The sequence below is a fragment of the Brevundimonas sp. genome (assembly GCF_036402095.1).
Taxonomy (GTDB): domain Bacteria; phylum Pseudomonadota; class Alphaproteobacteria; order Caulobacterales; family Caulobacteraceae; genus Brevundimonas.
Genome location: NZ_DASWTO010000192.1, coordinates 1 through 23,062 on the forward strand (window position 1 = coordinate 1; position 23,062 = coordinate 23,062).

Below are 23,062 nucleotides of genomic sequence, written 5' to 3' on the forward strand. Positions count from 1 at the left end.
TCCAACGCGCCGCGCTCCGCCGACGGCTTCTTCGTCGTGCCCAAGGTGGTCGAGTAGATCATGACCGACCTGACGAAACTGACCCTCAGGGCCGCCCTCGACGGCCTCAAGGCCCGCGACTTCTCCTCGGAGGAGATCACCAGGGCCTTCGTCGCCAATATCGACGCCGCCAACCCGCGCCTCAACGCCTATGTCGTCCAGACCACCGACAAGGCGCTGGAGATGGCCCGCGCCGCCGACGCCCGGCTGGCGAAGGGCGAGGGCGGCGCCCTCGAAGGCGCGCCGCTGGGCATCAAGGACCTGTTCTGCACCGACGGCGTCCAGACCACCGCCGGCTCGAACATGCTGCGCGGCTTCGTCCCGCCCTATGAGTCCACCGTCACCGCCAACCTGTGGCGCGACGGCGCGGTCATGCTCGGCAAGCTGAACATGGACGAGTTCGCCATGGGCTCGTCGAACGAAACCTCGGCCTTCGGCAATGTCGTCAATCCGTGGAAGTCCTCGACCTCCAACGCCGACCTGACCCCCGGCGGCAGTTCCGGCGGCTCGGCCTCGGCCGTCGCCGGCGACCTCTGCCTCGCCGCCACCGCCTCGGACACCGGCGGCTCGATCCGCCAGCCCGCCGCCTTCACCGGCACCGTCGGCGTCAAGCCCACCTACGGCCGCGCCAGCCGCTTCGGCATGGTCGCCTTCGCCAGCTCGCTGGACCAGGCCGGCCCGATCGCGAAGACGGTCGAGGACGCCGCCATCCTGCTGCGCTCGATGTGCTCCTTCGACCCGAAGGACTCGACCAGCCTCGACGTCGAGACGCCCGACTGGACGCAGTCGCTCGGCAAGGGCGTCAAGGGTCTGCGCATCGGCGTGCCGAAGGAATACGTCGTCGACGGCATGCCCGCCGAGATCCCGGCGCTGTGGGACCCGGGCGTCCAGTGGCTCAAGGCCGCCGGGGCCGAGATCGTCGAGATCAGCCTGCCGCATACGAAATACGCCCTGCCGGCCTACTACATCATCGCGCCCGCCGAGGCCTCGTCCAACCTGGCCCGCTACGACGGCATGCGCTTCGGTCACCGCGCGGAGAAGGCCTCCAGCCTGACCGACCTCTACGAGACCAGCCGCGCCGAGGGCTTCGGCAAGGAGGTCCAGCGCCGGCTGACCATCGGCGCCTACGTCCTGTCGGCCGGGTTCTATGACGCCTACTACGTCCGCGCGCTGAAGGTCCGCCGCCGCATCGCCATGGACTTCGACGCCGTCTGGGATCGCGTCGACGCCATCCTGACCCCCTCGACGCCCTCGGCCGCCTTCGCCCTCGGCGACAAGCAGGTCGATCCGCTGCAGATGTACCTGAACGACATCTTCACCGTCACCGCCAACCTCGCCGGCCTGCCGGGCATCTCGGTGCCCGCCGGCCTCGACAAGGGCGGCCTGCCCCTCGGCCTCCAGGTCATCGGCAAGGCGCTGGACGAGGCGACGGTGTTCCAGGTGGCCGACGTGCTGGAGCAGAGCGCCGGCTTCACGGCCCGGCCGGAGAAGTGGTGGTAGTCTGATCCGAAACCCTCTCCCTGAGGGAGAGGGAGGGGCCCGCGCCGCAGGCGTGGGAGGGAGTGGGGTTACGGCGACATGCGTTTTCCGCCGGCGAGCCACGACACGGTTGTCTGCCGCCCCCCGAGAATGCAAAACCCTGCCAGCCGAGCCGGCGTGGCCGACACCGCAACCCCACTCCCTCCCGTCGGCTTTGCCGCCGGGCCCCTCCCTCTCCCGATGGGAGAGGGGTAAGAGAAGACCATGACCGACACCACCACCCCCTCCAAAACCATCCAGGGCCGCACCGGCCCGTGGGAACTCGTCATGGGGCTGGAGATCCACGCCCAGGTGGCGTCGAAGGCCAAGCTGTTCTCGGGCGCCGCGGTCGGCTTCGGCGCCGGCCCGAACGAGCAGGTGTCGCTGGTCGACGCCGGCTTCCCCGGGATGCTGCCCGTGCTCAACAAATTCTGCGTCGAACAGGCCGTCCGCACCGGCCTCGGCCTCAACGCGCGCATCAACAGGCGCAGCCAGTTCGACCGGAAGAACTATTTCTACCCCGACCTGCCGACCGGCTATCAGATCAGCCAGCTGTTCTACCCGATCGTCGGCGAGGGCGTCATCGAGGTCGAGGCCGAGGACGGCTCCTTCTTCAACGTCGGCATCGAGCGCCTGCATCTTGAACAGGACGCCGGCAAGCTGATCCACGACCTGTCGCCGACCGAAAGCTACGTCGACCTGAACCGCGCCGGCACGGCCCTGATGGAGATCGTCTCCAAGCCGGACATCCGTTCGCCGGAAGAAGCGGTCGCCTACGTCAAGAAGATCCGCACCATCCTGATCTATCTCGGCACCTGCGACGGCGACATGGAGAAGGGCAACCTGCGCGCCGACGTCAACGTCTCGGTCTGCCGCCCCGGCCAGTACGAGAAGTTCAAGGCCACCGGCGACTTCAGCCACCTCGGCACGCGCTGCGAGATCAAGAACGTCAACTCGTTCCGCTTCATCTCTCAAGCCATAAGCTACGAGGCGCGTCGCCAGATCGAGATCCTCGAGGACGGCGGCAAGGTCGATCAGGAGACCCGGCTCTACGACCCGACGGCCGGCGAGACGCGCTCGATGCGCTCCAAGGAAGAGGCGATGGACTATCGCTACTTCCCTGACCCCGACCTGCTGCCGCTCGAGCTGGAGCAGGCGTGGATCGACGACATCAAGGCCTCGCTCCCCGAACTGCCCGACGCCAAGCGCCGCCGGCTGATGGCCGACTACGGCCTGTCGCAATACGACGCCGTGGTGCTGATCTCGGACCAGGCCAAGGCCGACTATTTCGAAGCTGCCGCCAAGGGACGCGACGCCAAGCTGGTCGCCAACTGGGTCACCAACGAGCTCTCCGCCCGCCTCGCCGCCGACGGCAGGGACTTCTCGGAATGCCCGCTGCCGGCCGCCCACGTGGCCCAGCTGGTCGAGCTGATCGAGACCGGCGTCATCTCGTCGAAGATCGCCAAGGAAGTGTTCGACCATGTCTGGAACGGCGGGGGCTCGCCGGCCGAGGTGGTCGAGACGCACGGCCTGAAGCAGGTCACCGACACCGGCGCCATCGAGAAGGCCGTCGACGAGATCATCGCCGCCAACCCCGACAAGGCCGCCGCCGTGGCCGAAAAACCCCAGGCCATCGGCTGGTTCGTCGGCCAGGTCATGAAGGCCACCGGCGGCAAGGCCAACCCGGCGGCCGTCAACGACATCCTGAAAGCGAAGCTGGGGCTTTAAATCTGCTTCCTTCTCCCCTTGCGGGAGAAGGTGCCCCGGAGGGCGGATGAGGGGTCTCTCCGGCCTCTCCCGTGCGACTCCTCATCCGACCTTGCTCCGCCTGACACCTTCTCCCCCGGTGGGGAGAAGGGGCCGGTTCACTCAAACAGCTCCCCGCTCTCGTCCCCGCCCTCGACCACCGCCCGGGCCAGCGCCCGCGTCACCGGCCGGTGCATCGCGTCCAGGCGTTCCACGACCGCCGCCGCCGCCGCCGCCGACCGGTCGATCCGCCGCAGCAGCCAGGGCACGACGTCCTTCGCCGGGCGGATGCCGCGCTCGGCGAAGCGCGCTTCCAGCATGGCCGCCAGCACGGCGTCGTCCGGGGCCTCCACCGCGATGGTCCGCACAGCGTCCAGCCGGGACCGCAGGTCGGGCAGGCTGGTCGACCAGGCCGACGGCGGTTCGCGTGCTGCCAGCAGCAGCGCCCCGCCCGGCGCCTGGGCCAGGTTGATCAGATGGAACAGCGTCTCGTCGTCGACGTCCCGGGCGCGGTCCAGCAGCACCGGACGGCCCTCCAGCTCCAGGGGATCGATCAGCGCCGCCTCGGCTCCGTGCAGGGCGACGGCCCCGACCCGTTCGGCCCAGATCTGCCCGAGCCGGCTCTTGCCCGACCCCTCCGGGCCGTGCAGCGCCAGGACCCCGCCGATCAGATCGGGCCAGTCCCCCAGCGCTTCGTGGGCGGCCAGGTTGCTGTCCGAAACCACGAACCCCTCCGCCCCGTCCGGCAGGTCGCGCTGCAGCGGGAGGCGCATCTGGTCGGGAGGCGAGGGGCGGGCGGTCATCCCGTTCACCATAGCAGACGCAGCCTCCTGTCCGCCCGGGCCCGCGCCGCATCCGTGAATAGACCGGCTCCGCTTGTGGATGCTTCGGCGCGCCGGGTCGTTCCCAAGGGTCGCCCGGGGCCGTGACGCTGTGCTGGCAATCCGCGGAATCATAGTCGGGTTCAGCCGAAAGTCGTGCGCCGTTTCAAAGAGATGGCTGTTTCTCAAACCTGTCTTCCCGCCTGGGGAAGCGGCGGGCGCATAATGCCCGCCTGTGAGGTCCCGGTCTTTGACAATCGAACCGCCGCCGCTCCGCCGCAGGAGCCGCGAAGCCGACAGGGCGGAATCGCCACGTCGTGAACCTCGCGCGGGGCCGGCGCCGACTCTGCCGACTCCGCCCCCCGCGTTTTCCGCGACCTTGCCGAGTCTGCCGACTCCGCCCCCCCCATTTTTCTTCCGGGCCAGGCCTGTCGCGCCCGCCTCGCAACCGCCGCCGGCCTTGACTTTCGGGGGCGATAATGCGCCCTTCCGGCCTCCCGATTTGAGGCCTTCCCGGCCCGTATTCCAAGACGAACCGACCATGCACGCCTACCGCTCCCACACCTGCGGCGCCCTCCGTCTGGCCGATGCGGGCTCCAATGTCCGCCTGTCGGGCTGGGTGCACCGCAAGCGCGATCACGGCGGCCTTCTGTTCGTCGACCTGCGCGACCACTACGGCCTCACCCAGCTGGTCCTGCACCCCGAAACGCCGGGCTTCGAGGCGGTCGAGCGCCTCCGCGCCGAGAGCGTCATCCGCATCGACGGCGAGGTCATCGCCCGCGAGGCCTCGGTGGTGAACCCGAACCTGCCGACCGGCGAGATCGAGATCCGCGTCGCCGGCGTCGAGGTGCTGTCGGAAGCCGCCGAACTGCCGCTGCCGGTCTTCGGCGAGCCGGAATACCCCGAGGAAATCCGCCTCAAGCACCGCTATCTGGACCTCCGCCGCGAGACCCTGCACCGCAACATCGTGCTGCGTTCGAAGGTCATCCACTCGATCCGCCGCCGCATGGTCGATCAGGGCTTCCTGGAGTACCAGACCCCGATCCTGACGGCCTCGTCGCCGGAAGGGGCGCGCGACTTCCTGGTCCCGTCGCGCCTGCACCCGGGCAAGTTCTACGCCCTCCCGCAGGCCCCCCAGCAGTTCAAGCAGCTGCTGATGGTCTCGGGCTTCGACCGCTATTTCCAGATCGCCCCCTGCTTCCGCGACGAGGATCTGCGCGCCGACCGCTCGCTGGAGTTCTACCAGCTCGACGTCGAGATGAGCTTCGTCACGCAGGAGGACGTCTTCGCCGCCATCGAGCCCGTCATGCACGGCGTGTTCGAAGAGTTCGCCGACGGCAGGAAGGTCGATCCCTATCCCTTCGTCCGCATCCCGTACCGCGAGAGCATCGCCAGATACGGCACCGACAAGCCGGACCTGCGCAACCCGATCGAGATGCAGGACGTCTCGGAGCATTTCCGCGACGGCGGCTTTGGCCTGTTCAACAAGATCCTCGCCGCCGACGCGAAGAACGCCGTCTGGGGCATTCCCGCGCCCAGGGGCGGCAGCCGCGCCTTCTGCGACCGCATGAACTCCTGGGCCCAGGGCGAGGGCCAGCCGGGTCTCGGCTACATCTTCTGGTCGGAGGACCAGGGCGCGTGGGGCGGCCCCATCGCCAAGAACCTCGGCCCCGAGGCGACCGACGGCCTGATGACGGCGCTGGGCATGGGGCAGGGCGACGCCGCCTTCTTCGCCGCCGGCGACCCGGCCGTGTTCCACAAATTCGCCGCCAACGCCCGGATCAAGCTCGGCCAGGACCTCAACCTGATCGCCGACGACGAATTCCGCTTCTGCTGGATCGTCGACTTCCCGATGTTCGAATGGAGCGAGGAAGAGAAGAAGGTCGACTTTTCGCACAACCCCTTCTCGATGCCGCAGGGCGAGCTGGAGGCGCTGCAGACCAGGGACCCGCTCGATATCCTCGCCTACCAGTACGACATCGTCTGCAACGGCTACGAGCTGTGCTCGGGCGCGATCCGGAACCACAAGGCCGAGATCATGCTCAAGGCCTTCGAGATCGCCGGCTACGACGCCTCGGTGGTCGAGGACCAGTTCGGCGGCATGCTGAACGCCTTCCGCTACGGGGCCCCGCCGCACGGCGGCCTGGCCCCCGGCATCGACCGCATCGTCATGCTGCTGGCCGGTGAAACGGCCATCCGCGAGGTCATCGCCTTCCCGCTGAACCAGCAGGGCCAGGATTTGCTGATGAGCGCGCCGTCGGACGCGGCCGAGCGCCAGTACAAGGAACTGCACATCCGCCCGGCCCTGCCGCTCAAGGGCTGATGCGAAAAGGGCCCCGCCTGGGCGGGGCCCCTGTTCACCGGCCGCTGCTGGCGACCACGAGATTGCGGCTGCGGGGGGGCACGGGCGGCGCCGGCGGCCGCGGCGGCGCCGGCGTGACCCGCACAACGCTGCGGCAGGTCCGCGCTGTCAGATTGCCCGGGAGTCGCGTGCCGGCGTCGCCGCACGCGCGGCCGACCTGCTCCTGCGTCAGGTTCCGGGCCCGCGACAGGTCCGCGCCGCGGATGTCGGTACGGTTCATCTCCGCGTCCTCGAAATCCGCGCTGATGAACGAGCCGCCCGTCAGCCGGGCCCCGTTCAGCGTCGCTTCCGAAAAGTCCGCGCCGCGGAAGTCGCCGTTCGACAGGTTCGACATGCTGATGTCCGAACCCGAGAAATCCGTCCCGCGCGCGCTGACGTTGGCGAGGGTCATGGCCACCATCTCGCCGCCGCTCATGTCTGCGCCGCCGAGGATCGCGCCGTTCATGTTGACGCCGCTCAGCTGGGCGCCCGACAGGTCGGCGTTGCTGAACTGGGTGCGCACCAGGGTGGCCCCCGAGGCGTCGACGCCCGCCAGGCTGGCGTTGGCGAAGATCGCTCCGGTGAAGTTGGCCCCGACCAGGGTCGAGCCGTCGAGATCGGCGCTGCTGAAGTCGCTGCCGGAGAAGTTGGAGCCCATCAGCTCGGCCCCCCGCAGATTGGCGCCGACCAGCGTGGCGTTGATGAAGGTCGCGCCGTGGAAGGCGGCCCCGGTCAGGTCCCGGCCCGACAGCTCGCAGCGGTTGCACGAACCGCCCAGCGAGACCATCCGCGCCACGTCGCGGTCCTGCACGCCGTACTGCAGCCGGATCTCGGCGGCGGCCGGCGTCGCCATCAGGGCCGCCACGGCGGCGCCCGTCGCCAGACTGGCGGTGGTGAGGCGGCGGATCAGGGGCGAGTCGATCTGGGTCACGCTTCGTTTCTGCCCTCAAAGCCCGGCAAACCCTACTTAAATCGCGGTAAGGTGGATGGCCGCCAGCTGTCAGCCTAGCAGTGCGGGATGCTCAGACCGGGCGGCAGCCGGGTCGCCTCGTCCCCGCAGGCCTGGTTCAACCGGGCCTGACTCAAACCCGTCGCCCGCTCGAGGGACGCGCCGGCGAAATTGGCGCCGCGCAGCGTCGCGCCGCTGAAGTTCGATCCGTCCAGATAGGCCCCGACGAAGCTGGCGTTGGTCAGGTCGGCGCCCGCGAAGCTGGATCCGGAGAACACGCCGCCGTACGCCTCCACGTCGCGCAGGTCGGCGTTCGAGAATCGCGTCCGGTTCATCACGCTGAGGCTCAGATCAGCCTGCCTTAGCCGTGCGCCGCTCAGGTTCAGGCCCCGCGCCTGCAGGCCGGAGAAATCACCCTGGAACAGATTGCAGCCGGCGCAGCTGGCGCCGCCGCGCACGCGGGCGATCTGGCCGGCGTTCTGGGCGGAGGCGGGCAGGGCCGTCGTGGCGGCCGCGAGGGCGAGGACGGCGGTGAGGATCGGCTTCATGGCGGGCTCCGTATCTCGCACCCGGGGATGCAAGTCTCACGCCACCCTGGCGGATATTCCTTGATTATCCCTGCATGGAGGGCGCGGCGCCGCAGGTGTCGCAGATCCAGCCTCCGCCGCGTTGCTGCAGCGAGAAGTCGCCGCAGGCGGGACACGCTGTGGCCTCGCCGGCCGCCGCCCCTCCCGCCGGCTCGCGCTTCTGCCCGAATGGCAGCACGACCAGATTGTCGGGCGCGGCCCCCCGGGCGAACCCCTTGGAGATGAAGCGGGCCGCCGGCACGGCCTCGACGTCGTCGCCCGCACCGCCCCCGAGCCCGTCGGCGTTCAGGCCCTCAGGATCCGCGTTGGCCAGTTCGTGCCGGTCCAGATACGACACGCCCAGCTCGCGGAAGATGTAGTCGAGGATCGAGGTCGCCGAGCGGATCGAATCGTTTCCGGTGACCCGCCCCGCCGGCTCGAACCGGGTGAAGACGAAGGCGTCGACGAACTCGTCCAGCGGCACGCCATATTGCAGGCCGATCGAGATCGCGATGGCGAAATTGTTCATCAGCGAGCGGAAGGCGGCGCCTTCCTTGTGCATGTCGATGAAGATCTCGCCCAGCTCGCCGTCGTCGTACTCGCCGGTGTGAATGTAGACCTTGTGGCCCCCCACGGCGGCCTTCTGGATATAGCCCTTGCGGCGGTCCGGCAGCTTGCGGCGGGTGCGGTCGCGCTCGACCACCTTCTCGACCACGCGTTCCACCGCCCGTGTTTCCGGCTCCCGGCGCCGTTCGCGCGGGGCGTCCGCTTCCGGCAGATCCAGCCAGCGTCCGGCTGGAGCGGGCCCCCGCAGCAGCCGCGCCGCGCGGCGTCCGCTCCGCGCCGCCTCGCCCAGTTGGCGGACGCCCTGCGCGGGCGTGGCCCGCCAGTCGAGGTCCAGCGGCGCGGTGTCCGGCGCGAGGCTGCAGGGTTCAAGCGCGCCGCGCAGCCGCCTCTCGAAAGCGGCGAGATCCGCCAGCACCGGGCGCAGGGCCTCCGGCGCTTCCGGCCAGGCCGACAGGTCTTCATGACCGAACGCCCAGGCCTCGGCCGCAGCCACGGCTTCGGGGGTGAAGCCGAGGCGAATCAGCAGATCGCCCTCGCCGGCGTCCTCGACGCCCAGCACGTCGCGAAGGAAGCCCGCGTCGAGCGCCGGCGCGCGGAAGGCGTCCTTGAGCCGCTGCGCTTGGCCGAGGGCGGTCTCGATGCCCTCAAGCTCGAGATCCGTCAGGCCCCGAGCGCGCAGCGCCGCATGGTCGATCCCCGGCGCTCCGGCCAGGGTGCGCCGCCCCAACAGGTGGCGCTCTGCGGATTCGATGTCGCCGCCGGCGCGGGCGATCGCCGCCGCCAGCGAAGGTCTGAGGCGCCTTTCGATCCCGCCGTCGTGCGTCTCGAACACGTCGGCGGCGGCGGAGAAGGGAGTCAGGCCGAGGCGCAGATTCGCCTCGGGATCGTCGACGAACAGGCCGGACGGCGCGCCGTCCTCCACCGTCAGCTCGGCCAGGTCGGCCGCTAGGGCCTCCGCCTCGGCGAGGTCCCCGGTGACCGCCACGTCGGCCAGTCCGCCGAGACCCAGGCTGGGCCGGGCTTCCCCATAGGCCCTGCACCACAACGCCACGAGGGCGGACAGCGCGGTCCCGAATTGCTCGGCGGCTAGCGCGTGCAACGTCGGCAGGGAGACAACGACGGCAGGCCTGGAGGAAGCCTCAGACAGCGCGTCCGCCGCCTCGGCGTCAAAGGTCAGGATCAGGTCCCCATCCATCGCGGCCTCGGCCGCGAGCTGGGCCGCCGGCGCGCCGGCGGCGATCAGATCGCGGTCGGCCAGGGCGACGAGGGGGGCGAAGACGGGGGCGGCGAGGGGGCCGACCTCGCAGGGCTCGCCCGCTACGGCGCGAAGAATGTCAGCGTCCGTCGCACCGGTGCGGCGCGCCGCCGCGGCCGCGCGGGCCAGAGCCGGGTTCCGGGCGGGATCGGCGCAATCGCCGGGGGGGCCTTCGCAGCGGCTGACCGCGTCCGCGACGGCCTGAAGCGAGGCGGCGGCCGCCTCGACGGCGTTGGCGGCGAGACGGGCCGCGCGGCGTGCGCCCATCTCCGCGCGCAGCCGGCGGTCGGCGGCGGGGTCTGACAGATCCAGACGGCCCGGCCAGGTGGCGAGGGGAACGGCCGGCGTCGCCAGCCCCAGCAGCAGGGTGGCCGCGAGCTCGTCGGCCGGGGCGCCCCTCAAGCCCAGTCCGTCCGCGAACCGGGCGGCGGCGTCAGCGAGCGGATCATCCCCCTCGAGAACGAACCCTTGCCCCTCCGCCCAGTCCAGCCACGCCTCGACCTGGGCGTCGGGCCAGCTCTCCGGGGCGCGCACCGTCGAGAGTCGGTCGGCGCGCTCGATCTCGCGCCGGGGACGACGGGCGAGGGCGGCGAGCAGGGCGAAGCGGAACGGCGGGCGCATGCGGCGGTCTCGGCGGAGCTGGGGCGATGCTAGCCCTCCTGTCGGCATTGGCAATAAATCTGGCGTGTACGAGTCGGGTTACCCCCAAGATGTTGAGTTGCGCCGCCGCCGCGCCGCGCTGGACGGACCGCGCGGAGGTTTCTATGATCAGCCTGATGTCGCCAGCCTCCCCGCGCGACCTGAATGAGTGGATTCCCGACGTGCTAGGCAAGATCTTCGGCTGGACCAGCGGCGCGACCATCGGCACGCTGTTCACCATCGCCAAGCGCGGCGTGCCGGTGGGTACGGACGAGTTCGGCAACCGGTATTTCCAGTCGCGCGACACCAGCAGCTACGACGGCCGCCGGCGGCGCTGGGTTGTCTACAACGGCTATGCCGACGCCTCGAAGGTGCCGCCGGACTGGCACGGCTGGCTGCACTATACGTTCGACGAGCCGCCGACCGAACACCCGCTGCCGCGCCGGGCGTGGGAAAAGGACCATCTGCCGAACCTGACCGGCACGCCGATGGCCTGGCGGCCGCAGGGCTCGCTCGCCGCTGAGGGACGGCGGCCGGCCGCCACGGGCGACTACGAAGCCTGGCGTCCCGAATGAACCGCAGGGGAACCATCCTGGCGGGTGTCACCGCGCTGGCGCTGCTGGCGTCCGGCGCCGTCGTCGCGTCGGCGCTGAATGACGCGCCCCAGGACGCCCAGCCGGTTCCCCAGACTCCTACGGCCGACCTGAACCGCCAGCCGTCCCCGCCTGTGCCCCAGGAGCCGGCCCCAGAGGCGGCGCCCGCGCCCGCCGCCCCCATCGCCATCACGCCGCCTGCGCCGGTGGTGGTGATCGCGGAAGACCCGGCGGACGCTGACGAGGAGCCCGGCGAGGAGGCGGAAGCCGAAGCGACCACGGCGGCGCCGGCCGCAGCACCCGCGGCGACGCCGGGGCGGCGTCAGCGCCGCCGCGTCGCCATCGTCGAGGCGGTCGACAAGGTCACCGCCGAGACCATGCGCTTCGAGGTCGAGGTGGGCGGCCGGCCGGTCCGGTTCCAGAAGACCCTGATCTTCACCGCCCGGGCCTGCGAAGTGTCCGCGCCGGATGAACTGGTGCAGGATTCGATCGCCTACCTGGAGGTCAGCCTCCAGCCGCGCGGCGTGCTGCAGGCCTCTGAACCGCGGCAGATCTTCCGCGGCTGGATGTTCGCTTCGGCGCCCGCCGTCAGCGGTCTGCAGCACCCGATCTATGACGCCTGGGTCGTGGGGTGCAAGGCGTAGAAGACAGCCTCGGGGCCGCTCATCGGATTGAACAGGGAGCGGGTGTCCGGACGGATCGTCCGGGCCGCTTTGAGCAGCCTGAGGTAGGCCGCCTGCGGCGTTTCCACGGCGCCGAACTGGCTCAGATGAGCGGTCAGGAACTGGGCGTCCAGCAGCCGCCAGCCGCCCCGCTTCAGTCGCGCCACGAGGTGCACCAGCGCCACCTTCGACGCATCGCGCTCGCGGCTGAACATACTCTCCCCGAAGAAGGCGCCGCCCAGCGTCACGCCGTAGAGTCCGCCGACCAGCCGCTCTTCCCGCCAGCACTCGACCGAATGGGCGTGGCCGCGCGCGTTCAGTTCCAGGTAGAGTCTCCGGATCGGCCCATTGATCCAGCTGTCCTCCCGGCCCGGCGCCGGTGCGGCGCACGCCTCGAGCACAGCCGCGAAAGCGGTGTCCACCCGGACCTGGAAGGCGTCGCTGCGGACCGTCCGCTTCAGCCGGCCGGGGATGCGGAAGCCGTCCAGCGGGATGACGCCGCGTTGCTCGGGCTCGACAAGAAAGACTCGGGGATCGTCGCGCGCCTCGCCCATCGGGAAGACGCCCGTGGCGTAGCAGTCCAGCAGTTCGGCGGGGCCGAAACCGCCGAATGGGCCGCTGGCGCTGAAGCCCGGCTCGTCCACCAGGCCTAGGCGTCGCCCTTCTGGCGCTTGGCCCACTGCTCGAGCCAGTGGATGTCGTAGTCGCCGGACAGGATGTCCGGCTCCTGCAGCAGCTTCTGGAACAGCGGAATGGTGGTGTCGATGCCGCCCACGACCATCTCGCCCAGCGAGCGCTTGAGCCGCGCGATGCACTCCTCCCGGTCACGGCCGTGCACGATCAGCTTGCCGATCAGGCTGTCGTAATAGGGCGGGATCGAGTAGCCGGCGTAGATGGCGCTATCCAGCCGCACGCCCAGGCCGCCCGGCGCGTGGAAATCGGTGATGGTGCCGGGCGACGGGGTGAAGGTCTCGGCGTTCTCGGCGTTGATGCGGCACTCGATGGCGTGACCCTCGAAATGCACGTCGTCCTGGGTGAACGACAGCGGCAGCCCCGCCGCGATACGGATTTGCTCACGCACCAGATCGACCCCGGTGATCATCTCCGTCACCGGATGCTCGACCTGCAGTCTCGTATTCATCTCGATGAAGAAGAATTCTCCATCTTCCCAAAGGAATTCAATGGTTCCCACGCCCAGATAGCCGATCTTGCCGATGGCTTCGTTGACGGTGCGGCCGATCTGGGCCCGTTCGACGGCGGAGAGGGCAGGCGAAGGAGCTTCCTCCAGCACCTTCTGGTGGCGGCGCTGCAGCGAACAGTCGCGTTCGCCGAGATGGACGACATTGCCGTGACTGTCGGCGATGACCTGCAGTTCGATGTGCCGCGGCTTCTGGAGGTAGCGCTCCATATAGACGGCGCCGTTGCCGAAGGCGGCCTGGGCTTCCGATTGAGCGGTCTGCACCGCTTCGACCAGATCGTCGGCGGTCAGGGCGACCTTCATGCCGCGCCCGCCGCCGCCGGCGGCCGCCTTGACGATGAGCGGGAAGCCGATGGCCTTCGACGCCTCGATCGCGGCCTCGACGGTTTCGACCTCGCCTTTCGAGCCCGGCACGCAGGGGATGCCCGCCTCCAGCACCGTCTGCTTGGCGGTGATCTTGTCGCCCATGATGCGGATATGCTCGGGCTTGGGCCCGATGAAAGTCATGCCGTGGGCTTCGACGATCTCGGCGAAGCGGGCGTTCTCCGACAGGAAGCCGTAGCCGGGGTGGATGGCCTGGGCGCCGGTGATTTCGGCCGCTGCGATGATCGACGGGATGTTCAGATAGGATTTGGCCGCCGGGGCGGGACCGATGCAGACGCTCTCGTCGGCCAGCCGCACCCACATGGCGCCGCGATCGGCCTCGGAATGCACAGCGACGGTGGAGATGCCCATCTCCTTGCAGGCGCGGTGGATCCGCAGGGCGATTTCGCCGCGGTTGGCGATGAGAACCTTGGTGAACATGGCTTACGCCTCGAGCAGGACGAGCGGCTCGCCGAACTCGACCGGCTGGGCGTCGCCGACCAGAATCTCCTTCACGATGCCGTCGCGGGGAGCCTGGATCGGGTTCATCGTCTTCATGGCCTCGACGATCAGCAGGGTCTGGCCCTTCTTGACCTTGTCGCCAGGCTGGACGAACGGCGGCGCTTCCGGAGAGGCCTGCAGATAGGCGGTGCCGACCATCGGCGACTTTACCTCTTCACCCGACTTCGCCACGATCGTGGCCGGGTCTGACGGCATCGCAGCCGGGGCGGCGGCGGGGGCTGCAGCCGGTGCGGGGGCTGCTGCAGGAGCCGCTGCGTACTGCACGGGAGCGGCCATGGTGACCTCGCGGGCGACGCGGATCTTCAGATCGCCGCGTTCGACCTCGATTTCGGTCAGATCGGTGTCGTTCAGGATGTCGGCCAGCGAGCGCACCAGGGCGGTGTCGATCTCGTCGTTCTTGAGCTTGGGCGCGGGCGTCTTGGGATCGGCCATTGGAGCCTCTTGTTACCTTTTAAACCGAACGGTCGGCGGCGGCGCGGTGTTCCTGCGCCAGCCGGAGAGCGGCCTTGACGGCCAGTTCGTAGCTGAACGGGCCGAAGCCCGAAACCACGCCGGCCGCGACCGGCGAGACATAGGAGCGGTGGCGAAAGCGTTCACGCGCCGCCGGATTGGACAGGTGGCATTCGACGACGGGAATCGTCAGCGTCTTCAGGGCGTCGAGCAGGGCCACGGAGGTGTGGCCGTAGCCGGCGGGGTTGATGACAAGCGCCGAAGCCTTTTCGCGGGCCTCGTGAATCCAGTCGATCAGCACGCCCTCGTGATTGGATTGGCGAAAGACGATGGTCGCGGGGTTCCCGGCCCGCTCGCACAGCCCACGCACGTCGTCGAGGGTCTCGCGCCCATAGATGTCCGGCTCGCGGACCCCAAGCAGGTTGAGGTTCGGGCCGTTCAGGACGTAGAGGACGGGGGTTTCGGGCATTCGCTCGAGGTTATGACATCCGGCCGCGCGGATTCGGAGCGGCCTTTTAGCTGAGGCGTGGCGGTAATCAAACCGTCCGCCGCGAGAGATTGACGTAGCGGCATGCGCATTCAGGTCAATGGCGAACCCCGGGAGGTTGCGGCGGCGACGGTTCTGGCCCTCGTTGAGGAACTGGGGCTGGACGTTCGCAAGGTGGCCGTCGAGCGCAATCTGGAAATCGTGCCCAGGTCCCTGCATGGCGTGACGCCGATCGCGGAGGGGGACCGGATCGAGGTGGTGCAGTTCGTGGGCGGCGGCTGAGCCGGGGCTAACGGGACTCCTCGAGATCGCGCAGGTCGCGACCGCGAGTCTCCCGTCCCAGCACCGCAATCAAGCCCAGCGAGGCCACCGCCAGGGCGCCCACGGCGGCGGCGGCGGCGGCCAGCGGCGGGGCGGCGGCCAGCACGCTCAGCCCCTGCGCCAGCAGACCGCCCAGCTTGCTGCAGCCCGCGATCCAGCCGGTGGCGCGGCCGCGGATGCGCAGGGGGTAGTTCTCGGCCGTGTAGGGCAGGATGATCGCGATGACGCCGCTGGAACCGACGATCAGCAGGGCCAGGGCGATGACGGGGTCGGCGAGGAAGGCGACCCCCATGCTGCGGAAGAGCAGGCCGAACAGGCCGACCGCCGTCACGCCGAGCATCAGCGCGAGGGCGCCCCGCGTGCTCCAGGCGCTGTAGAGCCAGACCGAAAGCAGAATGGTCGGAGCCGCAATCAGGGTCGATTTCGCGATCAGGGCCGACGCGGCCTCGACGCTGCGGCCTTCGGCGACAAGCGCGCTGGGCAGCCACAGCAAGATGCCGAAATTGACCAGGCCCCAGGCCAGGGCGGCGAGGGTAAGGGCGATGGTGATGGCCAGGTGGCGGCGATCGACCGGCGGGAGGTGGGAGTGGCTTTCCTCGACGGCCGGCGCCGCGACGGCCTGCACCCGGGAGCCGAACCGCGCCAGCATGGCGCGGGCCTCCTCGCCCCTGCCGACGTGCTGCAGGAAGCGCGCCGACTCGGGCAGCAGGGGGCTGAGCGCGATCAGGATCAGGCCGGTGGGCAGGTTGAGAAACCACATGATCCGCCAGCCCCAGTCGGGCTGCAGCCAGGCGGACAGGGCGCTGGCGGCGAAATAGCCGCCGACGGCACCGATGCCGCCGACCAGCACCAGGGCCCAGCCGCGGTGTTTCGTCGGCATGATCTCGGCCAGCAGGGCATAGGCGACGGGCAGCATGCCACCGGCCGCGGCGCCCATCAGGAAGCACATGCCGACGTTCCACCAGAAGTCCGGCATGGCGCCGCAGATGGAGGTGCCGACGAACATCACCGACGACAGCAGGATCGAGGCGCGCCGGCCGTATATGTCGGCGAGCCAGCCCCACACGAAGGAGCCGACCACGGTGCCGCTGAGCGCCGCGAACGGCAGCACCGCGACGAAAGCGTCGGACAGACCGTACTCCTCGCGCATGCCGGGGGTGACGAAGCCGAGGCTGGCCGGCTTCATGATGTCCACGATCAGGGCGACGGAAAGCAGCGCGCACATGACCCAGTGCGCCCGGGTCAGCGGCGCGTCCTCGGGCGGCGCCAGCACCTCGAGGGGAGTGTCGTCGCCCTTGTGCGCCGGAAGGAGGCCGAAGGCGGCGAGCGCCACGCCGCCGACGATCAGGGCCATACCCCACATCATGCCGGCGTCCATCGCCATGCCGACGAGGCGGAAACCCATGCCGCGGCCCATCCAGTACATGGGCAGGTGCAGGGCTACACCGGCGGTGACGATGAGACATCCGAGCCAGAAGGCCCAGGCGTGGCGGCGGTCGCCGAAAACTCTGGCGATGGTCAAGATGGCGTTCCCCGTCCGGTGCGACCGGCGAGTCTGACCTAGCGGCGGGCGGCCGATGCGTCGAGAGGCCTGGATCAAGCGGCAAACGGCCGGACGGGAACCCCGGGGAGGTCCTCTGCATCCAACGGCCGACGCAGACACCATGAGGATCGCCTGATGCTTGCATTCAGTCAGACCGCCGCCGAGGCGCAGGAGAGCCGCGCCGAACCGACCTGCCTGCCGTACCGGAGGCCCAGCCGGGCCGAGGCCGAGGCGGCGGTGCGGACCCTGATCGCCTGGGCCGGTGACGATCCGCGCCGCGAGGGCCTGCAGGCCACGCCGGGCCGGGTGGTGCGCGCCTATGAGGAGTGGTTCGCCGGCTATGGCGAAGACCCGACGGCGATTCTCGAGCGAACCTTCGGCGAGGTGGCGGGCTACGACGAGATGGTGCTGCTGCGCGACATTCCGGTGGAATCGGTGTGCGAGCACCATATGGCGGCGATCCGGGGCGTGGCGCACGTGGCCTATCTGCCGCGGGAGCAGGTGGTGGGCATCTCCAAGCTGGCCCGGCTGGTCGACGCCTATGCGCGACGGCTGCAGATCCAGGAGCGGCTGACGGCCGAGATCGCCGATGAGCTGGAGCGGACGCTGCGGCCGCGCGGCGTGGCGGTGATCATCGAGGCGGCGCACGAGTGCATGTCGTCGCGCGGGGTTCGCAAGCACGGGGCCTCGCTGACGACACGGCGTTTCACCGGCGTGTTCGAGAGCGGCGAGGCGCGCCGCGAGGTGCTGGCGGCCCTGGCCGGCTGAGCGGCGGGAACCTTGCGCCGGCCGGCGCATCCAACCAATTCGGCAAGCTGGAGAACGCCATGCGGAACCTGAAACGCGCTGATCACGACAGCATGGGCGAGGCCGAGCTGGTGCGTCTGGCCCAGGCCGGCGACGGCGAGGCGTTCCGGGTCATCATGCAGCGCGGCAACCAGCGCCTGTTCCGGGTGGCGCGCAGCGTGGTGCGGGACGACGGCGAGGCCGAGGACGTGCTGCAGGAGGCCTACGCCCGCGCCTTCGCGGCGATCGGCGGGTTTCGCGGCGAGGCCGGGGTGATGACCTGGCTGACGCGCATCGTGCTCAACGAGGCGCGGGGCCGGCTGCGGCGGCGGCGGCCGACGGTCCAGCTGGACCAGATCGAGGCGGCGCAGATGGAGGGAGCCGAGGTGATTCCCTTTCCCAACGCCTTCGGCGGCGCGAGCCCCGAAGCGGACGCGGCGCGGGCCCAGATCCGCGGCCTGATCGAGCACGCCGTCGACGACCTGCCGGAAGCCTTCCGCATCGTCTTCATCATGCGCGACATCGACGAGCTCAGCATCGAGGAGACGGCGGCCACGCTGGGCCTGAAGCCGGAGACGGTGAAGACCCGTCTGCACCGCGCCCGGCGGCTGCTGCGCGCGGCGCTGGACGCCCGGCTGGCCAGCACCATGGTCGAGGCCTTCCCGTTCCTGGGGGCCCGCTGCGCCCGGATCACCGAGGCGGTGCTGGCCCGGCTGGCGGCCGAGGGGCGGTTGACCACGACGCCGGGAACCTCCGGGGCGGCGTGACATCCAATGGACGGCGGCCGCTTCCGGCCGGTCCAGAGGAAAAACCCCATGTTCAGAAGCCTGATTCTCGCCGCCGCCGTGACGCTGGCGCCGGCCGCCGCCGTTTCGGCGCAGGACGCCGGCCCGACCGACGCCCAGATCGCCCACATCGCCTGGACCGCCGGCCAGCTGGATGTCGCGGCGGCCCGGCAGGCGCTGGAGAAGTCGACCAATCCCGAGGTCCGCGCCTTCGCCGAGCTGATGGCCCGGGACCACGCGGCGGTGAACGACCAGGCCGTGGCGCTGGTCACCCGACTGCAGGTGACTCCCGAGGCCAATCCGGTCAGCGCCGCCCTGACCGAAGCCGCCGCCGCGACCCATGCCCGGCTGGAGGCGCTGGAGGGCGAGGCGTTCGACGCCGCCTATGTCGCCAACGAGGCCGCCTTCCACCGGACGGTCAACGGGGCGCTGAGCGGGACCCTGATCCCGCAGGCCGACAATGCGGAACTGAAGGCCCTGCTGGAGACCGGCCTGACCCTGTTCCAGTCGCACCAGACCCATGCCGAGCATCTCGCGGCCTCGGTGCGGTAGGCCGGTCATGAGAAGCGCCGACCCGACCCGCCGCGCGGTTCTGCTGACCGTCGCGGCCTCGGCCGCCGTCGCCGCCCTGCCGGCGACGGCCCGGCCGCGGACCCACACGATCGTCATGGAGAAGATGAGGTTCGGGCCGTCGCCGGCCGGCCTGCGGGTCGGCGACACCATCGTCTGGGTCAATCGCGACCTGTTCCGGCACACGGCCACGGCGCGCGACCTGTTCGACGTCGACCTGGCGCCGGGGGCCAGCGGCCGGACCGTGCTGCGGAGGGCCGGGCGCATCGCCTATGTCTGCCGCTTCCATCCCGGCATGACGGGGGTGCTGACGGTCTCGGCCTGACCATGGGGGCCGGCATGGCCGCCTGAGACGATCGGGCGCTTCTCCCGGCGGGAGAGAAGGTCTATCTGGCCGCCATGACCGCCTCCCAAGACACCTGGACCGTCGCCGGCCGCACCTTCTCGTCGCGGCTGATCGTCGGCACCGGCAAATACGCCGACTACGCCCAGAACGCGGCCGCCGCCGAGGCCGCGGGCGCCGAGATCGTCACCGTGGCCCTGCGCCGGGTGAACCTGAGCGATCCGTCGCAGCCGATGCTGGTCGATTACGTCAAGCCGGACCGGTTCACCTTCCTGCCCAATACGGCGGGCTGTTTCACGGGCGAGGACGCGGTGCGGACCCTGCGGCTGGCGCGCGAGGCGGGCGGCTGGGGCCTGGTCAAGCTGGAGGTGCTGTCGGACACGGCGCACCTGTATCCCGACATGGTCGAGACGCTGAGGGCGCTGGACCTGCTGGTGAAGGACGGCTTCGACGTCATGGTCTACTGCACCGACGACGTGGTCATGGCAAAGCGGCTGGAGGAGGCGGGGGCCGCGGCGATCATGCCGGCGGCGGCGCCGATCGGCTCGGGCCTCGGCATCCAGAACCGGGTCAACATCCGGCTGATCGTCGAACAGGCCGGCGTGCCGGTGCTGGTCGACGCGGGCGTGGGCACGGCGTCGGACGCGACCATCGCCATGGAGCTGGGCTGCGACGCGGTGCTGATGAACACGGCCATCGCCGGGGCGAAGGATCCGATCCTGATGGCCAGCGCGATGAAGCATGCGGTGATCGCAGGGCGGGAAGCCTATCTGGCGGGGCGGATGCCGCGGCGGATGTACGCCAGCGCCAGCTCGCCGATGGCGGGACTGATCTGAGGCCGGAACCGGCTCCGGGGATTTTACCCGGGTGAAACCGAATCGCGGGGTGCAGGGAAGGCAGGCTCGGCACGCGCGCGGAAAACCGGGGGGCAGGGTCGGCAGAGTCTGCATCGGCGCGCCTGGGGCGGTGCGGCGGGGGATTCGATTGTCAAAGACCGGCGGGCCGGGGCTCGCATGGACCAGTCCATTATGGGGCGCCCGCTTGCTGCGGCGGGTTCATGACGCTGGCGAACTGGTCTTCCACAGCGAAAACAACGGCGTGGCCGGTGAAATTATGATGGCGGGGCGCGGATTTGCAGCGCAGCAACCGCCTTTTCCGGGACAGTCGGCCGCAAGCTCGCAGGATGGTCCCGCGATGAAACCGTCCCTAGACTGGCCGGGACTTCGCAACGGGGAACGGCCATGCCGACCATCAGCCGCCGGGTTCTGATCGCTTCGGGCGCCGCATCGGCCTTCGCGGGCAGGGCGCAAGCCCGGACGCCGGGGAGCCGGGCGCTGGCGGTGTACAAGTCGCCGACCTGCGGCTGCTGCGGGGGCTGGGTGACGCACATGCGTCAGGCCGGCTTCACGGTGGCGGTGCATGTGGTGGAGGATCCGGGGACGGTCCGCCGCGCGCGCGGGCTGCCCGATGCGCTGGCGTCCTGCCACACCGCGGTGATCGACGGCTACGCCATCGAGGGCCATGTGCCGGCGGCCGCCGTGGTCCGGCTGCGGGCCGAACGGCCCGAGGCCGTGGGGCTGGCCGTGCCGGGCATGCCGATGGGGTCGCCGGGGATGGAGGCGCCGGGCGGGCGCCAGCAGCCGTACGACACCCTGCTGGTTCTGAGGTCGGGGCAGACGCGGGTGTTCGGGCGGCACGGGCGGGGGTGAACGATCTCGCGTCCTTCTCCCCTCCGGGGGAGAAGGTGGCTCGCGGAGCGAGACGGATGAGGGGGACTCCTGAGCCAGTCCGTCCGCCCGTTAGTCCGAAGCCGATTCACCCCTCATCCGCCCCTGCCGGGGCACCTTCTCCCCCAAGGGGAGAAGGGACCGCTTGGCGGGTTGGCGGAATCCGCGGCGGGGGTTAGAGCAGGCGCTCCCCGAACCGAGACCGACCATGCACGACATCCGCGCCATCCGTGACAATCCCGCCGCCTTCGTGGCCGGGTGGTCGTCGCGCGGGGTGGAGGATGCGCAGGCCGTGGTGGACCGGATGCTGGAGCTGGACCGCCAGCTGCGCGCGGCGCAGACGGCGGGGCAGGAGGCGCTGGCGAAGCGCAATGCGGCGTCGAAGCTGATCGGCGCGGCGATGGCGAAGAAGGACATGGCCGAGGCCGAACGGCTGAAGGCCGAGGTCGAGAGCCTGAAGGGCGAGATCGCGGCGCAGGAGGCCGTCGAGGCCGAGGCCGGCAAGGCGCTGCGCGACCTGCTGGCGGCCCAGAAGAACCTGGCGGCGGACGACGTGCCGGACGGCGAGGACGAGGCGGCGAACGTGCTGGTCGGGACGCCGTGGGGCGAGCCGCGCAAGACAGGGCCGGCGAAGGATCACGCCGATCTGGGCGAGGCGCTGGGGCTGCTGGACTTCGAGGCGGCGGCGCGGATGAGCGGCGCGCGGTTCGCGGTGCTGAAGGGCGGGCTGGCGCGGCTGGAGCGGGCCGTCGGCCAGTTCATGCTGGACGTGCAGACGGCCGAGCACGGCTATCTGGAGGTCAATCCGCCCTATCTGGTGAAGGACAAGACGATGTTCGGCACAGGGCAGCTGCCGAAATTCGAAGAGGATTTGTTTGAAGCGTCCTCAGACTACCAAGAGGTGATCACAGATTTCGAGCGGTCGAAATTCGCGTACGAGAACTGGCACGAACTGCTGGAACTCTATGACCCCCTCGTCCCAGAACTTAGGGCCACGCCCGACGGGGAGGCGGCCTATCAGAAGATCTTGTCAAAGTTTGAAGCCTTTCAAGAGCGGGCAGAAAGTCAGCGCCGTAGCTTGGAAGAGATTGTTGAGCGCGGCGACAGCCGACGCTTCCTCATCCCCACCGCCGAGGTCTCGCTGACCAATCTCGTCCGCGAGCAGATCCTGCCCGAAGAGCAGCTCGCCGAGCCGATGCGGCTGACGGCGCTGACGCCGTGCTTCCGGGCCGAGGCGGGGTCGGCGGGGCGGGATACGCGCGGGCTGATCCGGCAGCACCAGTTCCACAAGGTCGAACTGGTCTCGATCACCCGGCCGGAGGACAGCGAGGCCGAGCACGAGCGGATGGTGCGCTGCGCCGAGGTGGTGCTGGAGAAGCTGGGGCTGCCGTATCGACGCATGCTGCTGTGCAAGGGCGACATGGGGTTCTCGGCGCGCAAGACCTTCGATCTGGAGGTGTGGCTGCCGTCGCAGGGGACGTATCGGGAGATCAGCAGCTGCTCCAACTGCGGCGACTTCCAGGCCCGGCGGATGGACGCGCGCTTCAAGCGGGCCGGGGAGAAGAAGACCGAGTTCGTGCACACGCTGAACGGCTCGGGTCTCGCGGTCGGGCGGACGCTGGTGGCGATCATGGAGAACTATCAGCGGCCCGATGGCGGCATCACCGTCCCCGATGCGCTGATTTCCTATATGGGCGGCGTGACCCACATTGGGCCAACCTAGAACCGCTCATCCCGGCGCAAAGCCGGGACCCAGTGCTGTCGTTGCGCATTGGCGGTCGGGATTAGGATTGAGGGCGATCCGGGGCGACCGGATCACCCGAAGAACTGGGTCCCGGCGTTCGCCGGGATGAGCGGAAGAGAGGGAGATTGCGATGACGAAGTTTCTGATCGGTTTGTCCGCGCTGGCCCTGAGCGCCTGCGCCACCGGCCCGGCGACGCCGCAGTATTCGGCCGCCGACACCGCCTTCACCGGCTGGGTGCGGTTCGGCGGCGAGGAGTTTCAGCTGTACGCCGACCAGGACCAGGTGCTGCAGCCGTTCTCGCGGCCGTGCGTGTCGGGCGCGGCGTCGCGGGACGAGATGCGCCAGGCCGTGCGCGACCTCGGGGGTCAGAAGGTGACGATCACCGGCCGCACGGCGGCGTGGTCGGCGGGCCTGCCGGGGAACCGGATCGAGCACGAGGGCTCGGCCATCCGCAACGAGTGCGGCGGCGCCTTCGTCATCCTGGCCGACGACATCCGGCCGGCGAACTGAACGAACTGATCGGAGC

General features: G+C 70.0%; 23 protein-coding genes. 14 read left to right on the forward strand and 9 right to left on the reverse strand.

Annotated features, from left to right (window positions below; translation table 11 throughout):
- Positions 1 to 60 precede the first annotated feature (60 nt).
- Together gatA and gatB are read left to right on the forward strand one after the other, a co-directional pair.
- Positions 61 to 1,539, forward strand: a complete 1,479-nt coding sequence (gene gatA / locus VGD32_RS12715) for an Asp-tRNA(Asn)/Glu-tRNA(Gln) amidotransferase subunit GatA (RefSeq protein WP_331032250.1) — start codon at positions 61 to 63, stop codon at positions 1,537 to 1,539.
- A 243-nt stretch (positions 1,540 to 1,782) separates the two neighbouring features.
- On the forward strand, positions 1,783 to 3,285 hold the full coding sequence (gatB, locus tag VGD32_RS12720; RefSeq protein WP_331032251.1) for an Asp-tRNA(Asn)/Glu-tRNA(Gln) amidotransferase subunit GatB: 1,503 nt from the start codon (positions 1,783 to 1,785) through the stop codon (positions 3,283 to 3,285).
- A gap of 137 nt (positions 3,286 to 3,422) precedes the next feature.
- Here gatB and VGD32_RS12725 read toward each other — a convergent pair whose 3' ends face one another.
- A complete protein-coding gene (locus tag VGD32_RS12725; RefSeq protein ID WP_331032252.1) occupies positions 3,423 to 4,106 on the reverse strand; it encodes a DnaA ATPase domain-containing protein in 684 nt (227 codons plus the stop codon).
- Between the two features lie 559 nt (positions 4,107 to 4,665).
- Between VGD32_RS12725 and aspS the strand changes: the two genes are divergently transcribed.
- Positions 4,666 to 6,447 carry an aspartate--tRNA ligase gene (gene aspS, locus VGD32_RS12730; RefSeq protein ID WP_331032253.1) on the forward strand — a complete coding sequence of 594 codons (1,782 nt, stop codon included), beginning with the start codon at positions 4,666 to 4,668 and terminating at the stop codon, positions 6,445 to 6,447.
- A gap of 34 nt (positions 6,448 to 6,481) precedes the next feature.
- Here the strand turns inward: aspS and VGD32_RS12735 are convergent, their stop codons facing one another.
- The 3 genes from VGD32_RS12735 to VGD32_RS12745 all read right to left on the reverse strand — a co-directional run bounded on the left by VGD32_RS12735 (position 6,482) and on the right by VGD32_RS12745 (position 10,423).
- Positions 6,482 to 7,396: a pentapeptide repeat-containing protein gene (locus VGD32_RS12735; RefSeq protein WP_331032254.1), complete on the reverse strand. Its 915-nt coding sequence runs from the start codon at positions 7,394 to 7,396 to the stop codon at positions 6,482 to 6,484.
- Positions 7,397 to 7,470: 74 nt separating this feature from the next.
- Entirely contained in the window at positions 7,471 to 7,962 is a 492-nt protein-coding gene (locus tag VGD32_RS12740) for a pentapeptide repeat-containing protein (protein ID WP_331032255.1), read from the reverse strand.
- A gap of 64 nt (positions 7,963 to 8,026) precedes the next feature.
- Positions 8,027 to 10,423 (reverse strand): TSCPD domain-containing protein, encoded by a 2,397-nt coding sequence (locus tag VGD32_RS12745; RefSeq protein ID WP_331032256.1) that lies wholly within the window; start codon positions 10,421 to 10,423, stop codon positions 8,027 to 8,029.
- Between the two features lie 200 nt (positions 10,424 to 10,623).
- On the opposite strand from VGD32_RS12745, the gene VGD32_RS12750 reads away from it, so the two are divergent.
- Both VGD32_RS12750 and VGD32_RS12755 read left to right on the forward strand, forming a co-directional pair.
- Positions 10,624 to 11,016 carry an NADH:ubiquinone oxidoreductase subunit NDUFA12 gene (locus VGD32_RS12750; protein ID WP_331032272.1) on the forward strand — a complete coding sequence of 131 codons (393 nt, stop codon included), beginning with the start codon at positions 10,624 to 10,626 and terminating at the stop codon, positions 11,014 to 11,016.
- Entirely contained in the window at positions 11,013 to 11,678 is a 666-nt protein-coding gene (locus VGD32_RS12755; RefSeq protein ID WP_331032257.1) for a DUF2155 domain-containing protein, read from the forward strand. The genes VGD32_RS12750 and VGD32_RS12755 overlap by 4 nt, the downstream gene beginning before the upstream one ends.
- Here VGD32_RS12755 and aat read toward each other — a convergent pair.
- The 4 genes from aat to aroQ are packed head-to-tail and all read right to left on the reverse strand — an operon-like array spanning position 11,645 to position 14,698.
- Positions 11,645 to 12,340 carry a leucyl/phenylalanyl-tRNA--protein transferase gene (aat, locus tag VGD32_RS12760; RefSeq protein ID WP_331032258.1) on the reverse strand — a complete coding sequence of 232 codons (696 nt, stop codon included), beginning with the start codon at positions 12,338 to 12,340 and terminating at the stop codon, positions 11,645 to 11,647. The two genes, VGD32_RS12755 and aat, sit on opposite strands and share 34 nt — an antisense overlap.
- A 5-nt stretch (positions 12,341 to 12,345) precedes the next feature.
- Positions 12,346 to 13,698 carry an acetyl-CoA carboxylase biotin carboxylase subunit gene (gene accC / locus VGD32_RS12765; protein WP_331032259.1) on the reverse strand — a complete coding sequence of 451 codons (1,353 nt, stop codon included), beginning with the start codon at positions 13,696 to 13,698 and terminating at the stop codon, positions 12,346 to 12,348.
- Positions 13,699 to 13,701: 3 nt separating this feature from the next.
- Positions 13,702 to 14,211 carry an acetyl-CoA carboxylase biotin carboxyl carrier protein gene (gene accB, locus VGD32_RS12770; protein ID WP_331032260.1) on the reverse strand — a complete coding sequence of 170 codons (510 nt, stop codon included), beginning with the start codon at positions 14,209 to 14,211 and terminating at the stop codon, positions 13,702 to 13,704.
- Between the two features lie 19 nt (positions 14,212 to 14,230).
- A complete protein-coding gene (gene aroQ / locus VGD32_RS12775; protein WP_331032261.1) occupies positions 14,231 to 14,698 on the reverse strand; it encodes a type II 3-dehydroquinate dehydratase in 468 nt (155 codons plus the stop codon).
- A 102-nt stretch (positions 14,699 to 14,800) separates the two neighbouring features.
- On the opposite strand from aroQ, the gene thiS reads away from it, so the two are divergent.
- A complete protein-coding gene (gene thiS, locus VGD32_RS12780) occupies positions 14,801 to 14,998 on the forward strand; it encodes a sulfur carrier protein ThiS (protein ID WP_331032262.1) in 198 nt (65 codons plus the stop codon).
- Between the two features lie 7 nt (positions 14,999 to 15,005).
- On the opposite strand, the gene VGD32_RS12785 is transcribed toward thiS, so the two are convergent.
- Complete coding sequence (locus VGD32_RS12785) at positions 15,006 to 16,559, reverse strand: MFS transporter (protein ID WP_331032263.1); 1,554 nt, start codon at positions 16,557 to 16,559, stop codon at positions 15,006 to 15,008.
- A gap of 156 nt (positions 16,560 to 16,715) precedes the next feature.
- Between VGD32_RS12785 and folE the strand changes: the two genes are divergently transcribed.
- The 8 genes from folE to VGD32_RS12825 all read left to right on the forward strand — a co-directional run bounded on the left by folE (position 16,716) and on the right by VGD32_RS12825 (position 23,046).
- Complete coding sequence (gene folE / locus VGD32_RS12790) at positions 16,716 to 17,348, forward strand: GTP cyclohydrolase I FolE (protein WP_331032264.1); 633 nt, start codon at positions 16,716 to 16,718, stop codon at positions 17,346 to 17,348.
- 59 nt (positions 17,349 to 17,407) lie between these two features.
- Entirely contained in the window at positions 17,408 to 18,133 is a 726-nt protein-coding gene (locus VGD32_RS12795) for an RNA polymerase sigma factor (RefSeq protein WP_331032265.1), read from the forward strand.
- A 48-nt stretch (positions 18,134 to 18,181) separates the two neighbouring features.
- Positions 18,182 to 18,703, forward strand: a complete 522-nt coding sequence (locus tag VGD32_RS12800; protein ID WP_331032266.1) for a DUF4142 domain-containing protein — start codon at positions 18,182 to 18,184, stop codon at positions 18,701 to 18,703.
- A 7-nt stretch (positions 18,704 to 18,710) separates the two neighbouring features.
- A complete protein-coding gene (locus VGD32_RS12805) occupies positions 18,711 to 19,046 on the forward strand; it encodes a plasmid stabilization protein (RefSeq protein ID WP_331032267.1) in 336 nt (111 codons plus the stop codon).
- A gap of 74 nt (positions 19,047 to 19,120) precedes the next feature.
- Entirely contained in the window at positions 19,121 to 19,900 is a 780-nt protein-coding gene (locus VGD32_RS12810; RefSeq protein ID WP_331032268.1) for a thiazole synthase, read from the forward strand.
- A gap of 405 nt (positions 19,901 to 20,305) precedes the next feature.
- Complete coding sequence (locus VGD32_RS12815) at positions 20,306 to 20,773, forward strand: DUF411 domain-containing protein (protein WP_331032269.1); 468 nt, start codon at positions 20,306 to 20,308, stop codon at positions 20,771 to 20,773.
- Positions 20,774 to 20,999: 226 nt separating this feature from the next.
- Positions 21,000 to 22,514 (forward strand): serine--tRNA ligase, encoded by a 1,515-nt coding sequence (gene serS, locus VGD32_RS12820; protein ID WP_331032270.1) that lies wholly within the window; start codon positions 21,000 to 21,002, stop codon positions 22,512 to 22,514.
- 151 nt (positions 22,515 to 22,665) lie between these two features.
- A complete protein-coding gene (locus VGD32_RS12825; RefSeq protein ID WP_331032271.1) occupies positions 22,666 to 23,046 on the forward strand; it encodes a hypothetical protein in 381 nt (126 codons plus the stop codon).
- The last annotated feature ends 16 nt before the right edge of the window (positions 23,047 to 23,062 follow it).

Coding starts and splice junctions, on each gene's coding strand:
- serS (WP_331032270.1), top strand. CDS start 21,000: ATGCACGACATCCGCGCCATCCGTGACAATCCCGCCGCCTTCGTGGCC.
- aspS (WP_331032253.1), top strand. CDS start 4,666: ATGCACGCCTACCGCTCCCACACCTGCGGCGCCCTCCGTCTGGCCGAT.
- gatA (WP_331032250.1), top strand. CDS start 61: ATGACCGACCTGACGAAACTGACCCTCAGGGCCGCCCTCGACGGCCTC.
- VGD32_RS12825 (WP_331032271.1), top strand. CDS start 22,666: ATGACGAAGTTTCTGATCGGTTTGTCCGCGCTGGCCCTGAGCGCCTGC.
- VGD32_RS12755 (WP_331032257.1), top strand. CDS start 11,013: ATGAACCGCAGGGGAACCATCCTGGCGGGTGTCACCGCGCTGGCGCTG.
- aroQ (WP_331032261.1), bottom strand. CDS start 14,698: ATGCCCGAAACCCCCGTCCTCTACGTCCTGAACGGCCCGAACCTCAAC.
- folE (WP_331032264.1), top strand. CDS start 16,716: ATGCTTGCATTCAGTCAGACCGCCGCCGAGGCGCAGGAGAGCCGCGCC.
- VGD32_RS12800 (WP_331032266.1), top strand. CDS start 18,182: ATGTTCAGAAGCCTGATTCTCGCCGCCGCCGTGACGCTGGCGCCGGCC.
- VGD32_RS12805 (WP_331032267.1), top strand. CDS start 18,711: ATGAGAAGCGCCGACCCGACCCGCCGCGCGGTTCTGCTGACCGTCGCG.
- accB (WP_331032260.1), bottom strand. CDS start 14,211: ATGGCCGATCCCAAGACGCCCGCGCCCAAGCTCAAGAACGACGAGATC.
- VGD32_RS12815 (WP_331032269.1), top strand. CDS start 20,306: ATGCCGACCATCAGCCGCCGGGTTCTGATCGCTTCGGGCGCCGCATCG.
- accC (WP_331032259.1), bottom strand. CDS start 13,698: ATGTTCACCAAGGTTCTCATCGCCAACCGCGGCGAAATCGCCCTGCGG.
- gatB (WP_331032251.1), top strand. CDS start 1,783: ATGACCGACACCACCACCCCCTCCAAAACCATCCAGGGCCGCACCGGC.
- VGD32_RS12725 (WP_331032252.1), bottom strand. CDS start 4,106: ATGACCGCCCGCCCCTCGCCTCCCGACCAGATGCGCCTCCCGCTGCAG.
- VGD32_RS12810 (WP_331032268.1), top strand. CDS start 19,121: ATGACCGCCTCCCAAGACACCTGGACCGTCGCCGGCCGCACCTTCTCG.
- VGD32_RS12740 (WP_331032255.1), bottom strand. CDS start 7,962: ATGAAGCCGATCCTCACCGCCGTCCTCGCCCTCGCGGCCGCCACGACG.
- thiS (WP_331032262.1), top strand. CDS start 14,801: ATGCGCATTCAGGTCAATGGCGAACCCCGGGAGGTTGCGGCGGCGACG.
- VGD32_RS12795 (WP_331032265.1), top strand. CDS start 17,408: ATGCGGAACCTGAAACGCGCTGATCACGACAGCATGGGCGAGGCCGAG.
- VGD32_RS12745 (WP_331032256.1), bottom strand. CDS start 10,423: ATGCGCCCGCCGTTCCGCTTCGCCCTGCTCGCCGCCCTCGCCCGTCGT.